The sequence below is a fragment of the Pseudomonas arsenicoxydans genome, assembly GCF_006438915.1.
Lineage (GTDB): Bacteria > Pseudomonadota > Gammaproteobacteria > Pseudomonadales > Pseudomonadaceae > Aquipseudomonas > Aquipseudomonas arsenicoxydans_A.
Genome location: NZ_RCZE01000012.1, coordinates 122,853 through 147,755, shown reverse-complemented (window position 1 = coordinate 147,755; position 24,903 = coordinate 122,853). Strand labels below are relative to the sequence as shown.

Genomic DNA, 24,903 nt, shown 5'->3' with positions numbered 1-24,903 from the left:
AGAGGCCATTACTGGCGATAAAAAAATCAGTTCGCCAACAACCAGACCCCAGTCGCTGCAGAAGCCGCACCCGCCAGCCGAACCAGCGGAGCCGCCGCTTGCGGCAACACGCGAACGAGCGCATAACCCACTGCATGCAACGCCGCCGTCGCCGCCACGAACCCGGCCGCATACGCCCAAGGGCTCGACATCTCCGGCAACTCCAGCCCATGCGCCACACCATGGAACAGCGCAAACAACGCCGTCGCCGCCACCGCTACGCTCAATGGCGGACGCACCGCCAGCGCCACGGCCAAGCCCAACGCGAGTACCGACGCGGCAATCCCGCCTTCCAGTGCCGGCAGGTTCAGCCCTTCAAACCCCAGCAACCCGCCAATCAGCATCGTGCCAACAAACGTACACGGCAGCGCCCAGCGCGCCGCGCCTTTTTGCTGCGCCGCCCACAAGCCGACGGCCACCATCGCCAGCAAGTGATCGAGGCCGCCCATCGGATGGCTGATGCCGGCGATCAAACCGTTGTCGCCGTGTCCCGGATGGGCGAAGGCGATGGCTGGGGTCAGCAGCAGGGCCACGGCGCCCAGGATGCGTTTCAGTGTCATGGATAAGCTTCCTTGTTGATAAGTCGGGATCAGGCCGCTGTCAGCAGGCCCTGGCGTTCGATGAAAGCGATGATTTCTTCAAGGCCCAGACCGGTTTTCTGGTTGCTGAACACAAATGGTTTGCCGTTGCGCATGCGTTTGGTGTCGCTGTCCATCATCTCCAGCGACGCACCCACCAATGGCGCGAGGTCGACTTTGTTGATCACCAGCAGATCGGATTTGCAGATGCCGGGGCCGCCCTTGCGCGGGAGTTTGTCGCCGGCCGAAACGTCGATTACATAGATCGTCAGGTCGGACAGTTCAGGGCTGAACGTTGCCGAGAGATTGTCGCCACCGGATTCCACCAGAATCAGGTCCAGCCCCGGAAAGCGACGGTTCAGTTGATCCACGGCTTCGAGGTTGATCGAGGCGTCTTCGCGGATCGCCGTGTGCGGGCAGCCGCCGGTTTCCACGCCGATGATCCGCTCCGGGGCCAAGGCTTCGTTGCGCACCAGAAAGTCGGCGTCTTCGCGGGTGTAAATGTCGTTGGTGACGACGGCCAGGTTGTAGCGCTCGCGCAGGGCCAGGCACAGGGCCAGGGTCAGGGCTGTTTTACCGGAACCGACCGGGCCGCCGATGCCGACGCGCAGGGGTTGTGTGTTCATGTGCTTCTCCAAATTTAAAGGCCCTAGGAACGGAACAGACGGCTGTACTGGCGCTCATGGGCCATGCAGGCCAGGGACAGGCCAAACGCGGCGCTGCCAGTGTGTTCGGGGTTGATTCGGGTGGCGTCCTGCCGGGCTTGTTGCAGCAGCGGCAGCAGTTCGCTGGTCAGGCGTTGCGCGGCTTGCTGGCCCAGCGGCAGGGTTTTCATCAGCACCGCCAATTGGTTTTCCAGCCAGCTCCAAAGCCACGCAGCCAGCGCATCCTGTGGACTGATCCCCCAGGCCCGGGCGGCCAGCGCCCAGCCGAGGGCGAGATGCGGTTCGGGGCGTTGTTCGAGGAAGGCGCGGGCAGGCGCATCCAGCTCAGGTAAACCGGCGAGCAGTTGTTGCAAGGAGTAGCCCATCTGCCGGCTCTCTTGATACACCTCTCGGGTTTCCCGACTGGCCCGGTGTTCTTCGCAGCGTTGCTGCAATTCGGCCCAGTTTTCCTCCGCTGCGGCTATGCAATGGGCGAGCAACAGCGGCGCTTCGAACCGCGCCAGGTTCAGCAACAATTGATCGCTGATCCAGCGTCGTGCGCCGTCTGCGTCGCTCACCCGACCGTTATCCACCGCCATTTCCAGACCCTGGGAATAGCTGTAGCCGCCAATCGGCAGCTGCGGACTGGCCAGGCGCAGCAGCGCCCAGGCCGGGTTCATAAGCGGACGCCGAACTGGTGCAGTTTCGGCGGGTAGTTGAAGTCTTCGTCACCCTGCCGCGAATGGTGATGACCGCCGCCATAGGCGCCGTGTTCCGGCTGGAACGGCGCTTCGATGTTGTCGACCTTGGCCTCTAGCTGTTCAAGCATGGCTTTGAGCACGTAATCGTCGAGCAGGCGCAACCAGCCATCACCGATTTGCAGGGCAACATGACGGTTGCCGAGGTGATAGGCGGCGCGGGTCAGCTCGAAGGCATTGGCGCAGGTAACGTGCAGCAATTGTTCGGGACGGGCGCAGACGCGCACGATGCGCCCGTCTTCGGCTTGCAGACACTCACCGTCATACAGGGGCGGCTGACCGCGCTCCAAAAACAACCCGACGTCTTCGCCTTCGGCACTGAAACAGCGCACACGGCTTTTGCTCCGGGCTTCGAAGGTCAGGTGCAATTCAGCGGCCCAGACGGGTTGAGGGTCGATTCTGCGATGAATCACCAGCATCGGAAGGCTTCCAGCAATGGGCAATGCTCAGGCTAGAGCAAGGGGCTTGCCAATCGGGGGATACGTAGGAAATACCTGTCGGAGCGCAGTGGGTGTTTCTGAATGTTGCAGGATTTTGGATCAAATTGGTGCGCGGAAAGTTTTCACGCACCAATGTGGAATTATTCGGTACTGCCGAGGCCTTGCCAGTGTTTTAGGCCGATGAAAATGAAGCGCAGTTGCTGGGTGATCTTCGCTTGCGGCGTCAGATGCTCCGGTAGCGCTTCGGCGGGCGGATCGATGATGTCGGGCAGTGTCGCGAACACACTTTTTACAATCAGGTCCGCCATCACGCTCAACCCGGCAATGTCCAGGTGCTGAAGCTTTGGCATCAACGACAAGTCAGCCGCCAGATCCGAGCTGATGTCCTCACGCAACCGCCCGATCGCCAACCGCACTGGCAGCGATCCGCCGTATTGCTCGCGGGCAAGAAACAGAAATTGCGAACGATTGGCACTGACCACGTCGAGAAAGATCCGCACCGACGCATCGATAATGCCGCCCATGACGAATTCGTTATGGCGCACCAGGCGAATGGTTTCGCGGAAGGTCTGGCCGACTTCGCTGACCAGCACCAGGCCCAGTTCATCCATATCGGCGAAATGCCGGTAAAAGCCGGTGGGCACAATGCCGGCGGTTTTCGCCACTTCGCGCAAGCTGAGGCTGCCGAATCCTCGGCCACATTCCATCAGGTGACGAGCAGCGTCCATCAGGGCGTTGCGGGTTTGTTGTTTCTGTTCGGCGCGGGGCAGCATCGCAAGGGTGTTTTCTGGACAGGACAGCGGCGCACTCTAGCAAATCGGCTTCGCTGGCGTCGAACGACTATCGGGGGATAAGGCGGGGAAACGCGGCTTCTCTATAAGTCAAAAGCCCAATCCGGTGATTGGGCTTTTTTTCAGGGCGGCCATGAGGCTTAGCTCAGAGCGCTGTTGCGTTCGATCACACGGTCACCACCACCTTCGGCAAGGGTTTGGCCTTGTGGGGTACGGTCGGAACCACCTTCAGCGAGGGTTTGGCCTTGTGGAGTACGGTCGGAACCGTCAGCAGCCAGGGTTTGACCTTGTGGAGTGCGATCGGAACCATCGGCAGCCAGGGTCTGGCCTTGTGGGGTGCGATCCGAGCCATCTTGAGTGATCAAGCCTTTTTCTTTCAGGCGATCGTTACCGCCTTCGGCAAGGGTCTGGCCTTGTGGAGTGCGGTCGGCACCATCGGCGGCAACGGTTTGGCTGAACACCGAGTGGTTGTCTTTGACTTGCGGGGTGGCCTGATCAGCGGCTGGCAGAGCGAAAGCGGTGCTGGCTAGCATCGAGAGGGTCAGGCTAAGCAGTAATTGGCGTTTCATGATGGGTTGCTCCTTGGGAGGGCGATAAAGTGGGTACGAGGGCAATGCTACTCTCGATAAGTCGATATGAAAGTTCATAAACGCAATGGTAATAATCAACAGAATTGATTGTTCTGCTGGAGCGCTCTAGAACGGGCCTTTCCGGCAGGTGTTTTTGCACTGGAGTGGGAAGTTTCGACTCACTCGTGCCGCACAACAGTGCGGGTGGCGGTAACACCGTTTGGAGCGCGCAGAGTGATCGCGGCCGATTATTTGAACGTTAATAGGCTTTTCGGTTAAACCTGCGCGGCTTTTCCCAGTCCTAGCTGTCATGGCAGGCCGGTTCTGGCCTAACGTTTCACACGTGCGTCGCTGTCAGGGCGTTCAGTCGTATTCAGGAGTTCTGTGCAATGACGCGCCCCCCCAAAATTTTTGCCTGGGTCTTTGCCAGCCTGGTTGTTCTGCTGGCGATACTCGTGCTGATCATCGTGTTCTTCGATTGGAACCGGATCAAACCCACGATCAACACCAAAGTCTCCGAAGAGCTGCACCGAGCGTTTGCTATTAATGGCAACCTCGCGGTGGTCTGGCAGCGCGAGCCTGACGAGGGTGGCTGGCGGGCCTGGGTGCCGTGGCCGCATGTGGTGGCCGAAGACCTGAGCCTCGGCAATCCGGATTGGTCGAAGCAGCCGCAAATGGTCACCCTCAAGCGCGTTGAGCTGCGTATTTCGCCGCTGGCCCTGCTGGCGCAGCGGGTGGTGATTCCGCGCATCGACCTGACCGAACCGTACGCCCAGCTCCAGCGTCTGGCCGACGGCCGCGCCAACTGGACCTTCAAATTCGACCCGAAAGACCCGAACGCCGAACCGTCGAATTGGGTGGTCGACATTGGCGCCATCGGTTTCGACAAGGGCCATGTCACCCTTGACGATCAGAACCTGAAGACTCAACTCGACGTGCTGATCGATCCGCTGGGCAAACCGATTCCGTTCAGCGACATCGTCGGTGACAAAGCTGCGAAAACCGCCCTTGAAAAGGGTGCTGCGCCACAGGATTACGCCTTCGCCCTCAAGGTTAAAGGCCAATACCACGCGCAGAAACTCGAAGGCTCCGGCAAGATTGGCGGCTTGTTGGCCCTGCAGGATGCGGCCAAGCCGTTCCCGCTGCAGGCCCAGGTAAAGATTGCCGATACCAGCGTCGAACTGGCCGGCACCCTGACCGATCCGCTGAACCTCGGCGCGCTGGATTTGCGACTGAAACTGGCCGGGACCAGCCTCGGCAATCTGTATCCGTTGACCGGCGTGACGCTACCGGACACGCCGCCATACGCCACCGACGGCCATTTGATTGCCAAGCTGCATGAGCCCGGTGGCGCGGTGTTCCGCTATGAGGAGTTCAACGGCAAGATCGGCGAGAGTGACATTCATGGCAGCCTGGCTTACGTCGCCAGTCAGCCAAGGCCCAAACTCAGTGGTTCGCTGCTTTCCAATCAATTGCTGTTCGCAGACTTGGCGCCGCTGATTGGCGCCGACTCCAATGCCAAGCAAAAGGCCCGCGGCGCTGACAGCCAGCAGCCTGCGGACAAAGTGTTGCCGGTCGAAGAGTTCAAGACCGAGCGCTGGCGTGACATGGACGCCGACGTCGAATTAACCGGCAAGCGCATTGTCCACAGCGAGAAGCTACCGTTCACCGACCTCTATACGCACCTGGTGTTGACCGACGGCCAACTCAGCCTCGAACCCCTGCGTTTTGGCGTGGCGGGCGGCACTCTGGAAGCGCAGATTCGCTTGAATGGCCGGACTGAACCGCTGGAAGGGCAGGCCAAACTCACTGCGCGCAAGTTCAAACTCAAGCAACTGTTCCCGACCTTCGAACCGATGAAAACCAGTTTCGGCGAGCTCAATGGCGATGCCGACATCTCGGGGCGCGGTAACTCGGTGGCCAAGCTGTTGGGCAGCGCCAACGGCAATCTGAAGTTGCTGATCAATGACGGCGCGATCAGCCGCGAGCTGATGGAACTGGCCGGGCTCAACGTTGGTAACTACGTGGTCGGCAAAATCTTCGGCGACAAGGAAGTGAAGATCAATTGCGCGGCGGCCGACTTCGATATCAAGACCGGGCTGGCGACCACGCGCCTGTTCGTCTTCGATACCGAGAACGCGATCATCTACATCGATGGCACCGCGAACATGGCGACCGAACAACTGGACCTGGCCATTACGCCGGAGTCTAAAGGCTGGCGCTTGATTTCACTGCGCTCGCCGCTGTACGTGCGGGGCAAATTCATCAAGCCAGACGCGGGGGTTAAAGCGGTGCCGCTGATGCTGCGCGGGGCGGGGATGGTGGCGTTGGGCGTGATTGCAGCGCCGGCGGCCGGGTTGCTGGCGCTGGTGGCGCCCAGTGGTGGTGAGCCGAACCAGTGTGCGCCGTTGCTGGAGCAGATGAAGGCGGGCAAGGCACCGGTGACCGTCAAGCCCACAAAGTAATGGGTTGTTCATGCTGGCCCCTTCGCGAGCAAGCCCGCTCCCACATTCGACCGTATTCCATCTTCAGGAACTCGGTTTAATGTGGGAGCGGGCTTGCTCGCGAAGGCGGTCTGTCAGGCGCTACAAATCTTTCAGAATGTCAGCCATGTCATCCGCATGCTCTTCTTCCTGAGCCAGGATGTCCTCAAAGATCCGCCGCGTCGTCGGGTCTTTCTCGCCTATGTACTGAATGATCTCGCGATAGCTGTCGATGGCGATGCGCTCGGCAACCAGATCCTCGTAGACCATCTCCTTGAGATTGTTCCCCGCCACGTATTGGGCATGGGAATTTTTCGACAACAGATCAGGGTTGAACTCCGGTTCCCCGCCAAGTTGCACAATACGCTCGGCCAGACGGTCGGCGTGTTCGGCTTCCTGGGTCGCGTGTTCGAGAAACTCACCGGCCGCCACATGGGCTTTCAAGCCGTTGGCCATGAAGTAGTGACGCTTGTAGCGCAACACGCAGACCAGTTCAGTGGCCAACGACGCGTTGAGCAGGCGCAGTACCTCATCAAGGTCGGCGCTGTAGCTTTCAGTGACCGCGCCATTCTCGACATTCTGCCGAGCCCGTTCGCGAAGCGTGGTTACATCAGACAAATGCATGTCACTCATCTCGTTCTCCTGGAGGCTAATCCGGTGGGCGTCACCCTCTAGAGAAGTGATCGCTACGACAGTTGTGAGTCATGCGTGCGGCGAAAAGTTTGATGTAATTTGTAATCGACGGCATCACGCCAACGCATGCCCGGACAGCAACGCCTCCTCGCGCAACCACGCAAAAAAAGCGCGGACCGGCGGGTGCCGCTCGCGACCCGGCACGCACAGCGCGCTATAGCCGGCGCCATCGACCTGAATCTCGCCGCGATACGCCACCAGCAACCCGCTGGCCACGCTTTCCGACACCAGAATATTGCTCGCCAGCACCAGGCCTTGCCCGGCAATCGCCGCTTGCAGGGCGTAATGCTCTTCGTCGTATTCACGAACCGCCGGTTTGCCTGCCAGCCATGACTCGCCCGACTGTGCACACCACGCCGCCCAGCCGTGGGCGTACAACTTGGAGTTGTGCCAGCGCACGCTGATCAGCGTCGGCGTGTGAGTGGCGGCCAGCGCGACTTGCTCGGGCGAGCCGTAGACGCCAAAGGACTCATCGAACAGGCACAAGCCATAAAGGTTGGGGTAGGTATCGAGACTGTAGCGCAGCACCAGATCGACGCTGGCGTCCTGATGCAGATCGATCACTTCACAGTGGGTGTCCAGGCGCAGGCTGATGCCGGGATGGCGCGCATAAAAGCGCCCGAGGCGCGGCACCAGCCACAACGCCGCAAAGGCGGCGGTGGTGGAAACCGTCAGGCTGGCGCCGTTGCGCTGCGGGCGCAAGGTGTCGACGCTTTGCGCCACATCCAGAAAGGCACCGTGCAGGCTGTGAAACAATCGTTCGCCGCCGTCGGTCAGGCGTACTTGCCTGGGTAAACGCTCGAACAGCGGTACACCGAGCCAGGTTTCCAGTGAACGAATCTGATGGGACACCGCGGTCGGCGTCACCGAGAGTTCTTCGGCGGCAGCCTTGAAGCTCAACAAGCGGGAGGCGGACTCAAAGGCGCGCAGGGCGGTCAGCGGCAACGAGGCAAACATTCAAGACTCCATGGATGAAATGGATTCATCCCGACTGATTTCTGCTCATTTGAAGCGGTTGGCTGGGAGCATCAAGCTGCAATCCACAAGCCGCTCGAGTGTAATCCCAAGGAGATTCAGATGAGTAAAATTCTTGCCATTCACGCCAGCCCCCGTGGCGACCGCTCTCACTCCCGCCGTTTGGCCGAAGTGTTTCTTTCCGCATGGCAGGTCCGTAATCCTCATGCGCAATTGACACGTCGTGAAGTCGGCCGGGCGCTAATCCCAACGGTCAACGAAGCCTTTATCGCCGCCGCGTTTTACCCAGAGCCGGAGGCGCGACCGCTGTCGATGCAAGCCGACCTGGCCTTCAGCGATGAATTGGTGAGCGAACTGCTCGGCCACCACCTGCTGGTGATTTCCACGCCGATGCACAACTTCAGCGTACCCAGCGGCCTCAAGGCCTGGATCGATCAGATTGTGCGGCTCGGGCTGACGTTCAATCACACCCTGGACAACGGCGTGGCCAATATGAGCCGCTGGTACAGGGCAAAAAAGCCTTGATTGTCACCAGCCGCGGCGGCTTCGGTTTCGGCCCGGGTGGTGAGCTGGAAGCCATGAATCACGCTGATCCATTGCTGCGCACGGCACTGGGGTTCATTGGCATCACCGACATCACGGTGGTCGCCGCCGAGGGCGAAGAGTCCGAAGCGCGCACCTTTCAGGTCTCCGCCGCCGAGGCCGAGCAGCGCCTGTTGGCGCTGGCCAGGGAGTTTTAGATGGCCTGGCTGTTTCTGCTGATCGCCGCCGGGTTCGAAGTCACCTTCGCCATGGGCATGAAGTACGCCGAAGGCTTCACCCGGCTGTGGCCGTCGCTGATCACCATCGTGGCCGCTGTGGGCGGGATTTACTTCCTGACCCTGGCCATGCGCGAGTTGCCGGTGAGCATCGCGTATCCGATCTGGACCGCCATCGGATCACTGGGCACGGTGTTTCTGGGGTTCGCGCTGTTGGGTGAAAGCCTGACGGCGATCAAACTGGTGTCGGTCGGGCTCATCGTGGCGGGTGTGGTTGGGTTGAAGTAGCGCTGAAGTGGGGCGGCTGTCATAGACTGGTCGTCGAGTTGTCATCTTCGGTGACGATGCTTGGCTGACGTCTTGCATCGCGTCTTGCTTCATTTCACCGACCACAAGGACGTTCGCCCATGTCGCAAGGTTTCGCCACGCGTTACCCGTTGGTTTTGGTCCCGGGAATGCTCGGGTTTGTCCGGCTGGTGCTCTACCCCTATTGGTACGGCATCGTCTCGGCGTTGCGCCAAGGTGGGGCAACCGTGTTTGCGGTGCAAGTCTCGCCGCTCAATTCCTGCGAAGTGCGAGGCGAGCAGCTCTTGGCGCGGATCGAGGAAATCCTGCGCGAGACCGGGGCCGAGAAGGTCAACCTGTTCGGGCACAGCCAGGGTTCGCTCACAGCCCGGTACGCGGCCGCCAAACGCCCGGACCTTGTGGCGTCGGTGACCTCGGTGGCCGGGCCGAATCACGGCTCGGAGCTGGCCGACTACCTGCACAAACACTACCCGCATGACAGCGCCAAGGGCCGGTTACTGAGCTTTCTGGTTCGGATGATTGCTGCGTTGATGAGCCTGCTCGAAACAGGTTATCGCGGGCCGAAGCTGCCGGTGGATGTCCATGCTTCCCATCACTCGCTCACCACTGAAGGCGTGGCGCTGTTCAATCAGCGTTATCCACAGGGCTTGCCTGAAACTTGGGGCGGGCACGGGCCGGAGGAGGTCAACGGCGTGCGTTATTACTCGTGGTCCGGGACGCTGCAGCCCGGCATTACGGACCGCGGGCGCAACCTGTTGGACGGGACCAATCGCAGTTGCCGGTTGTTTGCCAAAACCTTTGTGAAGGAGGTCGGGCATTGCGACGGGATGGTCGGGCGGTACAGCTCGCACTTGGGGACGGTCATTGGCGATGAGTATCCGCTGGATCACTTCGACATCGTCAATCAGTCGCTGGGATTGGTGGGGAAGGGCGCCGAGCCGATCCGGTTGTTTGTCGAGCATGCAGCGCGACTTAAAGCGGCTGGTGTTTAACAGGTACACCGAGTAATCGTTCTTCGCGAGCAAGCCCGCTCCCACATTTGACCGCGTTCATCCAGGCAACGCCGATCAACTGTGGGAGCGGGCTTGCTCGCGAAGGCGCCAGATCAGGCAACCCGGACCTTATGGCCAATCACCGTGGTCCAGCGCTCCGAAAGCACCACCCCACCCAGCGTCAACAGCCCGCCCACCAGGTGGTACATCGCCAACTGCTCATGCAGCACCGCCGCCGCAATCAGCGCCGTAATCACCGGCAGCAAATTGAAAAACAGCGTGGTTCGGCTCGGCCCCAACCGCACCACCGCCTGCATCCACGCCAGTGGCGCTAGCATCGAAGCCAACAGACAGGCGTAAAGCACCAATGGAATGTTCTGCAGGGTAAGGCCGGTTTTCGGTGAAACCGCAAACAGTGGAAACAGCACCACCACCGCCACCCATACCTGCAAATACAACAACACCAGCGGCGGCAAACGCAGCTGCCATTTTTTCAGCAACGTGCTGTAAATCGCGTAGGCCAGCGTGGCGATCAACATCATCGCATCACCCATGTTCACGCCGTGTTCAAGTAACGCACCGAGACTGCCGGACGACACCACCACCAATACGCCGGCAAACGACAGCACCGCACCGGCCAAGGCGCCGACGGTCAGGCGTTGGCCGAGACTGACAATAGCCATGGCCAGCGACATCAATGGCATCAGCGACAGAATGATCCCCATGTTGGTGGCCGAGGTCAGCGCCGCGGCGAAGTAGGCCAGGCTCTGGTAGACCGCCATGCCCAGCACACCGAGGACGAAAATCTTGCCCAGGTTCGGACGAATCTGCGGCCAATGCGCGATCACCGGTTTGAGCATGAACGGCGTGAACAGCATCCCGGCCAGCAGCCAGCGGTAGAAACCGATCTCGGCGGGGAAGATGGCCCCGGCCGACATTTTGGTGATCACGGTGTTGCCAGCCCAAATGAAAATGGCCAGCAGGGGATAAGCGTATTGCATCGGAAAAAAACCAGAACGTTAATGAGGGGCAATTATCCACTTGTCTGGATGCAGGCCTATACTTCGATCCAGACAATCGGCTCTTGATGACGGACAGCATGACCAGTAAACACATCGACCTGCTGGATTTCAGCGAACTGCCGGCCCCGATTTACTTCCGCTACGCCGACTTCAACACCCACGAATACGCCTCGGCTCACCGCCACCCTTGGGGCACCCTCGAGTATTCGGCAAATGGCGTGCTGCACATGGAAATTGGCAACAGCCGTTTCATGTCACCGCCGCAATACGCGGTGTGGGTGCCGCCCGAGACCGAGCACAGCTTCTATAGCAATCAGCCGATCAACTATCGCGCGGTGTGCCTGGCGCCGTCGTTGTGCCGCGAGTTGCCGCAACAGGCCTGCACGCTGGCGATCAGCGACATTCTCAAAGCGATCCTCAAGGACTTCGCGGTGCGGGACGTGAAAATTCCCGAGTACGAGGCGGACGTTCGTCTAGGCCAGGTGTTGGTGGATCAGCTGCAACTGGCGCCGGTGCATGAATGCTATTTGCCCTACGCCAGCAGTCCGGGGTTGCTCGGGATACTGGAAGCCTTGCAAGCCGAACCGGGCGATAACCGGCCCCTGGCAGACTGGGCTGCGCAGATCCACGTCAGCGAACGCACCTTGGCACGGCAGTTCGTTCGCGAACTGGGCATGAGTTTTGGTGAATGGCGCCAGCGCTTGCGCTTCCTGGCGGCGATCGAGGCGCTGGACAGCCATCGCAGTGTTCAGGACATCGCCTTCGACATGGGTTACAGCACCGGTTCGGCTTTTATCGCAATGTTTCAGCGTCAGGCCGCGTGTACGCCGGAGCAGTATCGACGCAGTCACCTGGAGAACAGGAAGGTGTAACAGGGGTTGTCTACACTCCAGCATGAGGCCGTACCCATCGGTGCGGCAACAAGGAGAAAACTCCATGAAGATGTTGCGTGTCCCTTTGTTGATGATCGGTTTGCTGCTCTGTTCCCAGAGCTTCGCGGCCACTGCCCAGCAGGACAAGATGACAACCTGCAATGCCGATGCGACGGCTAAAAGCCTCAAGGGCGATGAGCGCAATACATTCATGAGTACCTGCCTCAAAGCCGCGCCGGCGACCCCAGCCGCCGCTGAAATGAAGGCCATGACCCCGCAGCAGGAGAAGATGAAAACCTGCAACGCCGATGCCGCCACCAAGTCGCTCAAAGGTGATGAGCGCAAAACATTCATGAGTAACTGCCTCAAAGCCACGCCGGCCGCCACTGACGTGAAAGCCATGACCCCTCAGCAAGAGAAGATGAAGGCCTGCAACGCCGATGCCGCGACCAAGGCGCTGAAGGGCGATGAGCGCAAGGCGTTCATGAGTGATTGCCTGAAGAAAAAATAGGTTCTGATCCAGAAGGTGTGGGGGCTGAGAGGGCCTCTTCGCGGGCAAGCCCGCTCCCACATTGGTCCTGTGAACATAGATCCATGTGGGAGCGAGCCTGCTCGCGAAGAGGCCCGTCGGGGCGCCGCAAAAAATCGCCCGAGCCCCGACCAAAGTCGACCTACACAATTCCTAGTGCTGCCACCGGAACGCTGGCAGACTGCCAATCCTTTTTACGCCGTTCGTTTTGAGGCTGTATGCCAACGTTTTCTCAACGCCACGTTTTGCTACTGATCAGTTGGGTCATCATTTTTGGTGGTTTGCTGCTGGTGATCCCGCTGCGCTTGTTGCCTAGCCTGTTGGCGGGTCTGCTGGTGTTCGAGCTGGTCAATATGCTCACGCCGCAATTGCAGCGGCTGATCGAAGGCCGGCGCGCGCGCTGGCTGGCGGTGGCGCTGCTCGGGACCCTGGTGGTGAGTGTGCTGGCGCTGATCTTTGCCGGCGCCATCAGTTTCCTGCTGCACGAAGCGGAAAACCCCGGCGCGTCCCTCGATAAATTCATGCACGTGGTCGACAAGGCGCGGGGGCAACTGCCGCCGTTCATCGACGCCTATCTGCCCGCCAGTGCCGGTGAGTTTCGCGTGGCCATCGGCGAATGGATCAGCAAGCACTTGAGCGACCTGCAACTGGTCGGCAAGGATGCGGCGCACATGTTCGTGACGCTGCTGATCGGCATGGTGCTGGGGGCGATCATTGCCTTGCAGCGCGTGCCGGACGTGACCAAACGAAAACCGCTGGCCGCTGCGCTGTTTGACCGTTTGCACTTGGTGGTGCAGGCCTTCCGTAACATCGTGTTCGCACAAATCAAGATCTCCCTGCTCAACACCTTCTTCACCGCCATCTTCCTGGCGGTGATTTTGCCGATGTTCGGCATCAAGTTGCCGCTGACCAAAACCCTGATCGTGCTGACGTTCCTGCTCGGCTTGCTGCCGGTGATTGGCAACCTGATGTCGAACACGCTGATCACGATTGTCGGTCTGTCACTGTCGATCTGGGTCGCAGTGGCGGCGCTGGGTTACCTGATTTTTATCCACAAGCTTGAGTACTTCCTCAACGCGCGCATTGTTGGCGGGCAGATCAGTGCCAAATCGTGGGAGTTGCTGCTGGCAATGCTGGTGTTCGAAGCCGCGTTCGGCCTGCCGGGGGTGGTGGCGGGGCCGATTTATTACGCGTACCTGAAGAGCGAGTTGCGGCAGGTGGGGATGGTTTGATCAGGCATCCGGTGGATGTGTATTGCCTGAACTGACGCCTTCGCGAGCAAGCCCGCTCCCACATTCGACCGTATTCCATCTGGAGGAACTCGGTTAAAAGTGGGAGCGGGCTTGCTCGCGAAGGGCGCGCCGCAATTTTTGGATCAGTCCATCGAGCCGTAACGCTTCGACGCTTCAATCGCCAAGCCGCTACCAATGCTGCCGAAGATGTTCCCTTCCACATGCCGCGCCTTCGGCAACATCGCCGAAACACTGTTGCGCAGTGCCGGAATCCCGCTCGAACCGCCGGTGAAGAACACCGTATCCACCTGATCGACCCGCACATTCGCGTCGTTGAGCATCTGCGTCACGCTGTTGCGCACGCGCTCCAGCAACGCTTCGATGGCGGATTCGAACAGGGCGCGGCTCAGTTCCACACTCAGCCCCGGCTCGATCCGGTCCAGCGGCACATGGCGGCTATCGGCGTGGGTCAGCTGGATCTTGGTTTCTTCCACTTCCATGGCCAGCCAGTGGCCGGCGCGCTGGTCGATCAGCTTGAACAGGCGATCGATGCCGCCGGTGTCTTCGATGTCGTAGCGCATGCTGCCCAAGGCCAGGGTCGACTTTTGCGAGTACACCGAGTTGATCGTGTGCCAGGTCGCCAGGTTCATGTGGTGACTGGTCGGCATGTAGGCGCCGCTCTTCATGCGGCTGCCGTAGCCGAACAGCGGCATCAAACCTTGCAGGCTCAGCTGCTTGTCGAAATCGGTCCCGCCGATGTGCACACCACCAGTGGCGAGGATGTCATCGTGACGGTTGTCGTGGTTGCGGCGCTCAGGCGACAGGCGCACCAGCGAGAAGTCGGAGGTACCACCGCCGATGTCGACGATCAGCACCAGCTCTTCTTTTTCGATGGTCGACTCATAGTCGAACGCCGCCGCAATCGGCTCGTACTGGAACGACACATCCTTGAAGCCGATGGCGCGAGCCACGTCGACCAGGGTGTTTTCGGCTTCCTGGTCGGCCATTTCATCGTCATCGACGAAAAACACCGGACGACCCAGCACCACTTCCTCGAACTCCCGACCAGCGGCGGTTTCGGCGCGCTTCTTCAGCTGGCCGATAAACAGCCCAAGCAGGTCCTTGAACGGCATCGCCGTACCGAGAACGCTGGTGTCGTGCTTGATCAGCTTGGAGCCCAGCAGGCTCTTGAGCGAGCGCATCAACCGGCCTTCGTAGCCTTCCAGGTACTCGTGCAGCGCCAGACGGCCGTAAACCGGGCGGCGTTCTTCCATGTTGAAGAAGACCACCGAGGGCAGGGTGATCTTGTCGTCCTCCAGCGCGATCAGCGTTTCCATGCCGGGGCGTAGCCAGCCGACGGTGGAGTTGGACGTGCCGAAGTCGATACCACAGGCACGGGCTGGAGATGCGTTTTTCATGACTTTCAGGTTCCGGTTAAAAAACGGCCGCGCAGTGTATGTCAGAGCGACGAATAATCGAAGGCCGACTATCCGCTAATTTGCTGGCATTAGCGCTTGAAACACTCAGCTTTGCCCCAAACTTGCTGGCATGGGCCTGGTAGCCAACCGGCGGTCGCAAGAACCGCCGCCCGCTGCCGATAAACTTCTGACGCGCCGCCCGGTCACAAAATTGAGATCGGTCAATCCAAATGCTGCAAACAAGAGCATGCTGTGCGTGGCTGCGCGAATTGATAACGGATGGTGATCCTTAGATGGACTTCAAAGACTATTACAAGATTCTCGGTGTGGAACCGACCGCTGACGACAAGGCAATCAAGGCTGCCTATCGCAAGCTGGCGCGCAAATACCACCCCGATGTCAGCAAGGAAAAGGACGCCGAGGCCAAGTTCAAGGACGCCTCGGAAGCCTATGAAGCACTGAAAAGCGCCGACAAGCGCGCCGAATACGACGACTTGCGCAAATACGGCCAGCACGGCCAACCGTTCCAGGGCCCGCCGGGTTGGCAGGGGCGTGGTGCCGGTGGTTTTGGTGGTGGTCAGGACACGGGCGATTTCTCGGACTTCTTCAGTTCGATCTTCGGTAACCGTGGGCCTGGTTTTGGCGGTGCAGAGTCGCATCGCAGTGCTGGACGTCGAGGGCAAGACGTGGAAATGGAACTAGGGATTTTTCTCGAAGAAACCCTCTCGAACGAATCGAAGAAGGTCACCTTTCAGGTACCGCAATACAACGCGGCCGGCCAGCATGTGAGCAACACCCCTAAAAGCCTGAACGTGAAGATTCCGGCCGGTGTGGCGGACGGCGAGCGTATACGCCTCAAGGGGCAGGGTGCTCCGGGTGTTGGTGGCGGCGCCAATGGCGACCTGTTCCTGATCATCCGCTTTGCGCCGCACCCTAAATTCGACGTCGAAGGCGAGAACCTGATCATCACGTTGCCGCTGGCACCGTGGGAGCTGGCGCTGGGTACCGAAGTGGCGGTGCCGACCCTGACCGGTAAGATCAATCTCAAGGTCCCGGCCGGCAGCCAGAACGGCCAGCGCATGCGCGCCAAGGGCCACGGCCTGCTGAACAAGGCGGGCGAGCGTGGCTTCCTGTTCGTACAGTTGAAAGCCGTCATGCCAAAAGCGTCGAACGATGAGGTCAAGGCGTTATGGCAGGAACTGGCGAAAAAAGCCGAGTTCAACCCAAGAGAAAACTTCTGATCCACGAGACGGAGTAGCCCATCATGAGCACCCCCCTGATCGTTCACCTGGACCTGGCAGAATTCTGTGAGGCGACCGACCTGTCGGACGTCTACGTGATCGAGATCGTCGAACACGGCATCCTCGAACCTCAGGGCAAGCAGCCCAAGGATTGGCGTTTCAACGATTACGAACTGGCACTGGCCAAGCGCGCCGCCAAGTTGCGGCGCGATCTGGAGCTGGAGTGGGAAGGCGTTGCTTTGGCGCTGGACCTGTTGGAAGAAGTGCAGCAGCTGCGGGCCGAGAACCGGATGTTGAAGCAGCGGTTGGGGCGGTTGGTGGTCGAGTAGTTTTCTGAGGTTTTTGTATTGCCTGGCAAGGCCTCTTCGCGAGCAAGCCCGCTCCCACATTCAATCGAGCTCTTCCAGTGGGAATGCAGTCGAATGTGGGAGCGGGCTTGCTCGCGAAGAACGATAACGCGGTATCCCTGCCTATCCGTTGCGGGGCAACACCACCGTAAACAGCGTCCCGTCAGTCTCGTTCGAACTGACCTCTATCGTCCCGCCATGGGCATCCACCACTTCCTTGACGATAAATAACCCCAGGCCAAGGCTGGTCGTTGGCTGGCCGAGTTCTTCGTCAGCGCTGCGCACCAGCGGGTCGAAGAGGGTGCCGATGGCCTCCTCGGGAATCGGCACGCCAAAGTTGTGCACCGTCAGACGAACTGCGTCCAACTCGCCGCTCACGGTGACGTTGACATCCCGTTTGTTCAAACCGTGCTGCAACGCATTGCCAATCAGGTTTTGCAGCAACTGATCAATTCGCCCGGCATCCCAGACGCCTCGGGTATCGCCCACCACGTTCACAGTGGGATCGCACTCCGGGTTACCGGCGCAGGCTACGGCAATCGCCGCGTGCGCCGCGTCAGCCAAATCCATGGGCGCAGGCTCGATGGGCAGGCTCTTGCCCAAACGGCTGCGCACCAGCTCCAGCAAATCGCTGACCATCACCGCCATGTGCCGGGCGCCACGCTTTATGTTATTCGCACAGGCCAGTGCTTCGCCTTCCAGCGCAATTTTTCGCATCAGCATTTCAGTGGACATGCTCACCGCTTGCAAGGGCGCGCGCAGGTCATGCCCGAGAATCGCCAGGAAGATGTCCCGTGAGTGATTGACCTGTTCGGCATAGGCTGCGGTGGACTCGGCGAGGGCTTCGTCGATGGCTTCGTTGAAGCGGATCATGTCCTGGAAGTAATTCAGGTCCGGTGATTCGAGGGTGTCGACCCACAAACGGATCACGCAGGCGCGCAGATGGCGGAATTCCGAGGTCATCTGCACCAGGTCAAATCCCACGGTATGCCGCAGTTCGCCATGGCTGGCGCCGGCTTCGTCCAGGCTCGGGGTCTTTTCCGGGCCTTCACCTTTGGCCTTGGCGCGCTGTTCGCTGGCGGTTTGCGCAGTGGTCATGTCTCGCGCCGCGGCCAACAAAATGGCCTTGGCGTGATCGCGCAAGGCGAGCCGGTCCATGTTTTCGGCGGCTGGGGTGATCGTTCTGGCGAACTGTTCCCATTCATCGACGATACGGTCCACGTGTTGCCTGATGAATTCGGATAAGCGCATGGCCGTTACCTGGCTGGAAATTCTGGGCATCTTATCCCCTTTACCGACGGGTAAGAACTACCGCTGACAAACCGGATCATGCCTGCGCTTTGTGTGGGTGGTATTTAGTTGTTTTTTACATTCTGAATCTGGATGTTGTTGTATGTTTTGTATCTGTTTTCCAGCAGTAATTTAAACTTTTGTTTTTGTTGGTATTGACTAAGCTGGGTGCTCTTTTGGCCGCATAAGGATATGCGCAATGAATGAGTTATCAGAAAATCCACTTGTTGATGTTTATCCGGAAGTAAACACCAGTGAGAACGTTTATGCGAATTATCTTGCAACTAAAGTCCCCGCTGTCATTAAAAAACAGTCTGTAGCAAGACAGGTATTGATTGCAGATCTGAAGCCGGACTTTCCCGAGTGGTACGTAAAGGCCAGCGGTATCGATCGTCACTATCTCAAGGAACTCATCGGTGAGCGTTGGCGATTGCAAGACACTCTGGATGACACCCTGGGTGATTTTCAAAAGGACATCAATGCCTTCGCTGAACCCTTGCTCGTCAAGGCGCTGAAAGAAAAGCTGAACCTGACACTGGATGTCCACGCAACGACGGTGCGGCTTTATATTCCCGCGCTTCTGGGTTTTGGTATCGACACCCATGCCAGCCGGCTCAGGCAGTCCACCCTGCTGGAGGCTGCGCTGCACAACTTCGAGGAGGCTGAAACCCGTGCAGGCGCCTTTCGCGATGGCTCCGGTGTTTTCACCACCGATGGCGAAGGGGCCCTGAAGCGCCATCCGTTGACCATCGAGCGCTTTGCGAGCCTCTGCCGTAGTCTGGATCTCGGTGCGCAATATCAGCGGCACATTAGCGGTTTGCTGGACCCTGCCGGGGTTGCTGCAAAGGCGTCCCTCGAGCGGCATTTCATCGGCACCGAAAAGGCCGCGTTCAATGAGTCAGCGATGATTGCGTATTTGAAGGGCGATATCACTTCTTATGCGTATGGCAAATTACAGCAACTGCGGGATAACCAGGCGAACATCACGCTGAACAATCGCCCGTTACACACTCATCGATTGTCCCTGTTGGGTGTAAGACTGTCGGGCGTTGTGTTGTTCAGTGCTGTGGCTGATCCATCGCTAATCAAACAAATTTACGATGATCTGGCTCCGGCACATCAACAAACCATGCTGGAGTGGTCGCGCAAACTGACTATTTTGCACGGGCAGGAGTTTGATCAGTTCAAACTGCTCAAGGCGTTTTTTTCCAACGGACCTTCCGGTGTCGTCGATGAGATGCTGCGCAGGGACGATATCGACAAACAAATTCGACTAGACGGAACCTTGATCGCCTACGTGCCCGACGACCCCGATCATCCCTTGAAAGAATATGCCTCCTTCACCGATTTCATGAAGGCGCTGACGAGCCAGCTTCGCTCGGCGGACTATCAACAATTTTTCAGCCGATTCGTACCGCAAAAAGACAAGGGCGTGTTTTTCGCTCGCGTCAGGGAGCGCTTCACTACCTTTACCTGGCATCAGCGCGAACCGTTGAGCATGGGGCCCTGGTGGCGGGAAACTGCAGTTGAAAACCCCAATGCGGAGCCGATCACCAATGTGATTGAGGGCGCACTCTGGCCTCAGCTCAGTCGATGGCGCTGCGAGAAGGTCATCGCGGATGCACGACACATTGCCGTTCCCACTGATGATGAAGATGCCAATGCTCGCTGGAGGCGACTGAGCAGCTATCTGAACATCGGCTGGAACGTGTTCAACTTCGGCGCGATGCTGGTGCCGGGCCTGGGAGAGGCCATGCTGGGCATCATGGTCGGGCAAATGCTGCTTGAAACCATGGAGGGCATTGAAGACTGGAGCAAAGGTGACAAGGAAGAGGCGGCGGCACTCCTGACCGGTGTCCTGATCAATGCTGCCCAGTTGGCAATCATGGCGGCAGGGCATGTGTTGCCGGCAGGCGCAGCGGCAGCGGTCAAGCCTTCGCCTTTTGTCGACCAGTTGAAGCCGGTCGTGCTCTCTGACGGCAACACCCGTCTCTGGAACCCGGACCTGAGCGCTTACGAGCATCCCGTCAATTTGAGTCCTGATTCGAAGCCAAACGAACGAGGCCTTCACCTGCACAACGATCAGGCGTTCCTGTCGCGCGACGGTAAGGCCTTCGCGGTGCAAGACGATCCACTCACGGGCGAACCGCGAATCCGTCATCCGCAGCGCCCGACGGCTTACCAGCCGAAACTCGAGCATAACAATGCCGGTGCCTGGCACACCGAACTCGACCGTCCTGTTGAATGGACCACTGCCGAACTCATGCGCCGATTCAGTGCGAAGGGCGAAACGTTCGATGAGGCGACGCTTGAACGCATCCGCATCACCAGTGGGGTCGAAGCCGACGTATTGCGGCGCCTGCACGTCGAAAACGAAGTACCACCGGCGTTGCTGGTCGACACAATCGACCGGTTCAAGGCATGGGCGGATGCGGGGAAGCTGCCTGAGAACGGTGTGCCTCGTTCAAACAACGCCGGCGTGCTGGTGCTTCAGAATACTTTTGCGCAATTGCCCACTCGCGTCGCCGAGGAGCTGTTGGCCGCCGCTGATCCGGCTGATTTGCGAGTACTTGCCGAACACAAGCGTATTGGCCTGCACCTCAGGCAACAGGTACGCACCGCCTTATTGGAGGTGCGCCTGGCGCGAGCCTATGAAGGGCTGTTCCTTGATTCCCTGCGGGCTGCAGATACGGAAAGGCTGGCGCTGCACACGCTGGAAACCTTGCCAAACTGGCCCAGCGATGTGCGCATCGAAATTCGCGAACATTCGTTCACTGGCCACCTGCGTGACAGCATTGGTGCCGAGGACGCGTCCATACGCAAAATCCTGGTCAGCATGGATGAGGGTTATGAAGCGCGCAATGCTGAAGACCATCATCTGCAGGGTGCCGATGACCTGTTTTCCTCGGTTTTGCATGCCCTGCCTGACGCCGAACGCAAAGCGCTGGGGTATGAGATCAATCAAGGCGCGACACTCAAGCGCACCGTTCTAAATGCACCGTTGGCGCGAGACACGCTGCGCCCGCTGCTGGCGGACAACCCGATGCGCAAGCCCGTCTATGATCCCGATACTATGAAGTTGCGCGGCGGTATGCCGTTAACTCAAGGCATTCGACAGCTCACCGGACGACTGACGCCACAGGAGCGGGTCAGGAGTGTGCGGCCTGGGTGGACGGAGATTGAGGCCCAGGCTTATCTGGACGGTGGTGGCAGCGAAGCTGATCCGGAGCAGCGGGCAAGCGCACTGGAAGCGGAATTCAACCGCCTTAACGCCAACTTCCAGCGCTGGCTGAAACTGCCGACCGAAACGTTCAGGTTCAGCTCTGCCGGCATTGCCGAATGGCAGTCCAGAAACAAACTCTACAAGGCCATTCGGCAGTGCTGGCAGCACACCGGGCCAAGAGACGTGGACTCTTTCGGACAGCTGCAAGGTGCGGCGCTGGACCTGAGCAATATCCCCCTGGACAGGCATCTGGGGACCCTGCCCACTCTTGAAGCCAATTTCGAACATGTCACCAGCCTGAACCTGCTTGACACCGGACTGATCGATGTACAGGTGTCTTTTCTTGACCATTTCCCAAAGCTCCGTCTGCTGAATCTCACCCGTAACAAGCTGACGAGATTTCCTCGTGCCGTGGGGAAAATGCGGGGGTTGACGGAGTTGTATCTCGGCGACAACCGGATTGTGCTGGATATGCAGGGTGCTTCGTACTTGAGATGGCTTACCCGACTTCAAAGTCTCGATTTTCAGGGAAACCCGTTAGGGCGAGTGCCGGATATCGGCGGTATGCGCATGCTGCATACGGTGATGCTGGGTGAGACCGGTATCAATACCTGGCCGGACGGATTGTTTTCTCAACCCCGATTCAGGCATTTTTACTTGAACTTGCAGCGCAATGAGCTGACGGTCATCCCTCAGGTTACGGCCGGCTCTGTGGAGGCGGAGCTGGTGGCGCGAACGGTATTGAATCGTGAGCAGCCATGGCTGTCACCCGAGAATCTGGACACGCTAAGAGGCCATATCAGGTCCGTCGGTCTGGACCCTGATCGACCTTATCCACCCCGAGGCGTGCGTGACAGTCTTGACTGGGAGGAAGGATTGACGCGGCCCGAATGGGTTGCCCGGCAGGGCATATGGAATGAGGTGGAGGACGAGTTCGGCTCGGTGCCCTTTTTCAATCAGATCAGGAAGCTCACTCAATCAACCCATTTCATGACCGACAGAGTCTTCAGGGTGGACATGACCCAAAAGCTCTGGCGAATGCTGGAAGCCATGTCCAAGGACAGTGAGCTGCGACGCAATCTGTTTGTCATGGGCAGGGATGAGGTCACCCAATGCGTTGATGCCGGGGCGCAGTTGTTCAATGCGATGGGCGTAGAGGTGCTGATCCATGAGGCCTACGCGTTGGCCAGCCCAGGCCTGGTGGAGGCCGAACTGGTGCAGTTGGCCAGAGGCAAGTCCCGGCTTGATGAGTTGAGCCGGATCGCCCGTAAAGTGGTCGCCGAGCGCCTGGCGAACGGTGAGCAATTCAGGGTGCTCGATGCAAACGGCCGAGTCTCGGGAAGTATCGATGAGGTCGAGGTCCACCTGGCGTACATGACGGATCTGGCCGAGCGGCTGGACCTGCCCTGGCAGTCCCGTGATTTGCAGTTTCGCACGCACACTGGTGTGACTCCCGAGATGATCGAGAGTGCGTATCAGCGGGTCGTGGAACTGGAAAACGGCGATTTATTGCGTGATTCGATCATCGAACAGCCCTTCTGGGAGACTTACATCCAGGGCTCGAATCGAAGCGCGTTCAAGGTTTTCAGGCGCCGAATCGATGCGACAACGGAGTTATACATGGCACTTGATAGGCGGGCGACCGAACCGGATCTTTCGCTTGAGGCGAAAGCCGATCTCAAGCAGGAACTCAGGGTACTCGCCGCCGAACTGGGTAAACCTGAAAGCGCAATTGCCCCGGGGCAGGTCATGACCGACGAGGCCTATGCGGCCGAGTTGAACGTGATCGACACCGAGATGAAAACGCTGCTGAAAACCCTTACCCAGCAGGCGATGGATCGGGCGAAACTGCAAAGGGTGGACATTCCCTTTACGGTCGAAAAAAGCACCTGATTGCTGAAGTTTTATGTAGGAGCCAGGCTTGCCGGCGAAGGCGTCATCAAGATCGCCCTCGCCGGCAAGTGAGGTTCTTCGAGTTCGTCAAAACAGGAAATATCGCTGGGCCATCGGCAGCACATCCGCGGGCTCACACCAGAGCAGCACGCCATCGGCCTTGACTTGATAGGTCTGTGGGTCGACATCGATCGTCGGCAGGTAGTCGTTGTGGATCAAATCGGTTTTCTGCACCTCGCGACAGCCTTTGACCACGGCGATTTTCTTCTTCAGGCCCAGCGCTTCGGGAAGCCCGGCCTCCTGCGCGGCCTGGCTGATGAAGGTCATGCTGGTGGCATGCAATGAGCCGCCGTAGCTGGCAAACATCGGGCGGTAATGCACCGGTTGCGGCGTCGGGATCGAGGCGTTGGCATCGCCCATCAGGCTGGCTGCAATGGCGCCGCCCTTGAGGATCAGCGTCGGCTTGACCCCGAAAAACGCCGGTCGCCACAGCACCAGATCGGCCCATTTACCCACTTCAATCGAACCCACTTCATGGCTGATGCCGTGGGTGATCGCCGGGTTGATCGTGTACTTGGCGATGTAGCGTTTGGCGCGGAAGTTGTCGTTGCCCTCGCCATCACCGGGTAGCGGGCCGCGCTGTTTTTTCATCTTGTCGGCGGTTTGCCAGGTGCGCGTGATGACTTCGCCGACGCGGCCCATGGCCTGGCTGTCGGAGCTGATCATCGAGAACGCGCCGAGGTCGTGGAGGATGTCTTCGGCGGCAATCGTTTCGCGGCGGATGCGGCTTTCGGCGAAGGCCACGTCTTCGGCAATGCTCGGGTCCAGGTGGTGACAGACCATCAGCATATCGAGGTGTTCGTCGATGGTGTTGCGGGTGAACGGCCGGGTCGGGTTGGTCGAACTCGGCAGCACATTGGCAAAGCCGCAGGCCTTGATGATGTCCGGGGCATGACCGCCGCCCGCACCTTCGGTGTGGTAAGTGTGGATGGTGCGGCCCTTGAACGCGGCGAGGGTGGTTTCGACGAAGCCGGATTCGTTGAGCGTGTCGGTGTGGATCGCCACTTGCACGTCGTACTGGTCGGCGACGTTCAGGCAGTTGTCGATGCTCGCTGGGGTGGTGCCCCAGTCTTCGTGCAACTTGAGGCCGATGGCGCCGGCCTTGACCTGTTCGATCAAGGGCTCCGGCAGGCTGGCGTTGCCTTTGCCGGTGAGGCCGATGTTCATCGGGAACGCGTCGGCAGCCTGAAGCATACGCGCCAGATGCCAGGGCCCGGAGGTGCAGGTTGTCGCGTTGGTGCCCGTCGCCGGGCCGGTACCACCGCCGATCATGGTGGTGACGCCGCTCATCAGCGCCTCTTCGATCTGCTGAGGGCAGATGAAGTGGATGTGGGTGTCGATGCCGCCAGCGGTGAGGATCATGCCTTCACCCGCAATGACTTCGGTGCTGGCGCCGATGGCGATGGTCACGTTCGGCTGCACGTCCGGGTTGCCGGCCTTGCCGATGCCGGCGACACGGCCGTCCTTGAGGCCGACGTCGGCCTTGACGATGCCCCAGTGGTCGATGATCAGCGCGTTGGTGATCACCGTGTCGACGACTTCAGCGGCCAACAGTTGGCTCTGGCCCTGGCCATCGCGGATGACTTTGCCGCCGCCGAATTTCACTTCTTCGCCGTAGGTGGTGAAGTCTTTTTCGACTTCGATCCACAGTTCGGTGTCGGCGAGGCGAACCTTGTCGCCGACGGTGGGGCCGAACATGTCGGCGTAGGCTTGACGGGAGATCTTCATGTGTACGCCTTGAGATTCAATT

General features: G+C 59.4%; 21 protein-coding genes and 1 pseudogene. 10 read left to right on the top strand and 12 right to left on the bottom strand.

The window, feature by feature from the left end; all coding sequences use genetic code 11:
- Window positions 1-26: 26 nt before the first annotated feature.
- The 6 genes from EAH78_RS23685 to EAH78_RS23660 all read right to left on the bottom strand — a co-directional run bounded on the left by EAH78_RS23685 (window position 27) and on the right by EAH78_RS23660 (window position 3,819).
- Window positions 27-599, bottom strand: a complete 573-nt coding sequence (locus EAH78_RS23685; RefSeq protein WP_140669683.1) for a HupE/UreJ family protein — start codon at window positions 597-599, stop codon at window positions 27-29.
- Between the two features lie 29 nt (window positions 600-628).
- Window positions 629-1,243 (bottom strand): urease accessory protein UreG, encoded by a 615-nt coding sequence (ureG, locus tag EAH78_RS23680; RefSeq protein ID WP_007947546.1) that lies wholly within the window; start codon window positions 1,241-1,243, stop codon window positions 629-631.
- 23 nt (window positions 1,244-1,266) lie between these two features.
- Entirely contained in the window at window positions 1,267-1,941 is a 675-nt protein-coding gene (locus EAH78_RS23675; protein ID WP_140669682.1) for an urease accessory protein UreF, read from the bottom strand.
- Window positions 1,938-2,438, bottom strand: coding sequence for an urease accessory protein UreE (ureE, locus tag EAH78_RS23670; RefSeq protein ID WP_140669681.1), 501 nt, complete (start codon window positions 2,436-2,438; stop codon window positions 1,938-1,940). Before ureE ends, EAH78_RS23675 begins: the two co-directional genes overlap by 4 nt.
- A gap of 161 nt (window positions 2,439-2,599) precedes the next feature.
- The gene (locus EAH78_RS23665) at window positions 2,600-3,232 is read right to left on the bottom strand and encodes a TetR family transcriptional regulator (protein ID WP_027921952.1); all 633 of its coding nucleotides are present in this window, start codon (window positions 3,230-3,232) and stop codon (window positions 2,600-2,602) included.
- Between the two features lie 158 nt (window positions 3,233-3,390).
- Window positions 3,391-3,819 carry a hypothetical protein gene (locus tag EAH78_RS23660; protein WP_140669680.1) on the bottom strand — a complete coding sequence of 143 codons (429 nt, stop codon included), beginning with the start codon at window positions 3,817-3,819 and terminating at the stop codon, window positions 3,391-3,393.
- A 389-nt stretch (window positions 3,820-4,208) separates the two neighbouring features.
- Between EAH78_RS23660 and EAH78_RS23655 the strand changes: the two genes are divergently transcribed.
- Window positions 4,209-6,284, top strand: a complete 2,076-nt coding sequence (locus EAH78_RS23655; protein ID WP_140669679.1) for an AsmA family protein — start codon at window positions 4,209-4,211, stop codon at window positions 6,282-6,284.
- A 120-nt stretch (window positions 6,285-6,404) separates the two neighbouring features.
- Here the strand turns inward: EAH78_RS23655 and EAH78_RS23650 are convergent, their stop codons facing one another.
- Window positions 6,405-6,935, bottom strand: a complete 531-nt coding sequence (locus EAH78_RS23650) for a ferritin-like domain-containing protein (protein ID WP_140669678.1) — start codon at window positions 6,933-6,935, stop codon at window positions 6,405-6,407.
- A gap of 114 nt (window positions 6,936-7,049) precedes the next feature.
- Window positions 7,050-7,952 carry a LysR substrate-binding domain-containing protein gene (locus tag EAH78_RS23645; protein ID WP_140669677.1) on the bottom strand — a complete coding sequence of 301 codons (903 nt, stop codon included), beginning with the start codon at window positions 7,950-7,952 and terminating at the stop codon, window positions 7,050-7,052.
- Between the two features lie 120 nt (window positions 7,953-8,072).
- Here EAH78_RS23645 and EAH78_RS23640 point away from each other — a divergent pair.
- The 3 genes and pseudogenes from EAH78_RS23640 to EAH78_RS23630 all read left to right on the top strand — a co-directional run bounded on the left by EAH78_RS23640 (window position 8,073) and on the right by EAH78_RS23630 (window position 10,026).
- Window positions 8,073-8,710 (top strand): annotated as a pseudogene (locus EAH78_RS23640) (FMN-dependent NADH-azoreductase).
- The gene (locus EAH78_RS23635) at window positions 8,711-9,016 is read left to right on the top strand and encodes a DMT family transporter (protein ID WP_140669676.1); all 306 of its coding nucleotides are present in this window, start codon (window positions 8,711-8,713) and stop codon (window positions 9,014-9,016) included.
- A gap of 119 nt (window positions 9,017-9,135) precedes the next feature.
- Window positions 9,136-10,026 carry an esterase/lipase family protein gene (locus EAH78_RS23630; protein WP_140669675.1) on the top strand — a complete coding sequence of 297 codons (891 nt, stop codon included), beginning with the start codon at window positions 9,136-9,138 and terminating at the stop codon, window positions 10,024-10,026.
- 113 nt (window positions 10,027-10,139) lie between these two features.
- On the opposite strand, the gene EAH78_RS23625 is transcribed toward EAH78_RS23630, so the two are convergent.
- The gene (locus EAH78_RS23625) at window positions 10,140-11,027 is read right to left on the bottom strand and encodes a DMT family transporter (RefSeq protein ID WP_140669674.1); all 888 of its coding nucleotides are present in this window, start codon (window positions 11,025-11,027) and stop codon (window positions 10,140-10,142) included.
- Window positions 11,028-11,125: 98 nt separating this feature from the next.
- On the opposite strand from EAH78_RS23625, the gene EAH78_RS23620 reads away from it, so the two are divergent.
- The 3 genes from EAH78_RS23620 to EAH78_RS23610 all read left to right on the top strand — a co-directional run bounded on the left by EAH78_RS23620 (window position 11,126) and on the right by EAH78_RS23610 (window position 13,681).
- Complete coding sequence (locus EAH78_RS23620) at window positions 11,126-11,920, top strand: AraC family transcriptional regulator (protein WP_193560098.1); 795 nt, start codon at window positions 11,126-11,128, stop codon at window positions 11,918-11,920.
- Window positions 11,921-11,984: 64 nt separating this feature from the next.
- Window positions 11,985-12,431 carry a PsiF family protein gene (locus tag EAH78_RS33160; protein ID WP_170219161.1) on the top strand — a complete coding sequence of 149 codons (447 nt, stop codon included), beginning with the start codon at window positions 11,985-11,987 and terminating at the stop codon, window positions 12,429-12,431.
- A 236-nt stretch (window positions 12,432-12,667) separates the two neighbouring features.
- Complete coding sequence (locus EAH78_RS23610) at window positions 12,668-13,681, top strand: AI-2E family transporter (protein ID WP_140669672.1); 1,014 nt, start codon at window positions 12,668-12,670, stop codon at window positions 13,679-13,681.
- A gap of 143 nt (window positions 13,682-13,824) precedes the next feature.
- Here the strand turns inward: EAH78_RS23610 and EAH78_RS23605 are convergent, their stop codons facing one another.
- Window positions 13,825-15,099 carry an Hsp70 family protein gene (locus EAH78_RS23605; protein ID WP_140669671.1) on the bottom strand — a complete coding sequence of 425 codons (1,275 nt, stop codon included), beginning with the start codon at window positions 15,097-15,099 and terminating at the stop codon, window positions 13,825-13,827.
- A 293-nt stretch (window positions 15,100-15,392) separates the two neighbouring features.
- Between EAH78_RS23605 and EAH78_RS23600 the strand changes: the two genes are divergently transcribed.
- Both EAH78_RS23600 and EAH78_RS23595 read left to right on the top strand, forming a co-directional pair.
- Window positions 15,393-16,340, top strand: coding sequence for a DnaJ C-terminal domain-containing protein (locus EAH78_RS23600; RefSeq protein WP_140669670.1), 948 nt, complete (start codon window positions 15,393-15,395; stop codon window positions 16,338-16,340).
- A 23-nt stretch (window positions 16,341-16,363) separates the two neighbouring features.
- The gene (locus EAH78_RS23595) at window positions 16,364-16,669 is read left to right on the top strand and encodes a chaperone modulator CbpM (protein ID WP_140669669.1); all 306 of its coding nucleotides are present in this window, start codon (window positions 16,364-16,366) and stop codon (window positions 16,667-16,669) included.
- A gap of 141 nt (window positions 16,670-16,810) precedes the next feature.
- On the opposite strand, the gene EAH78_RS23590 is transcribed toward EAH78_RS23595, so the two are convergent.
- Window positions 16,811-17,938, bottom strand: coding sequence for a sensor histidine kinase (locus EAH78_RS23590; RefSeq protein WP_140669668.1), 1,128 nt, complete (start codon window positions 17,936-17,938; stop codon window positions 16,811-16,813).
- Window positions 17,939-18,176: 238 nt separating this feature from the next.
- Between EAH78_RS23590 and EAH78_RS23585 the strand changes: the two genes are divergently transcribed.
- A complete protein-coding gene (locus tag EAH78_RS23585) occupies window positions 18,177-23,093 on the top strand; it encodes a dermonecrotic toxin domain-containing protein (RefSeq protein WP_170219160.1) in 4,917 nt (1,638 codons plus the stop codon).
- Between the two features lie 87 nt (window positions 23,094-23,180).
- On the opposite strand, the gene ureC is transcribed toward EAH78_RS23585, so the two are convergent.
- Window positions 23,181-24,881 (bottom strand): urease subunit alpha, encoded by a 1,701-nt coding sequence (gene ureC, locus EAH78_RS23580; RefSeq protein ID WP_140669667.1) that lies wholly within the window; start codon window positions 24,879-24,881, stop codon window positions 23,181-23,183.
- Window positions 24,882-24,903 lie beyond the last annotated feature (22 nt).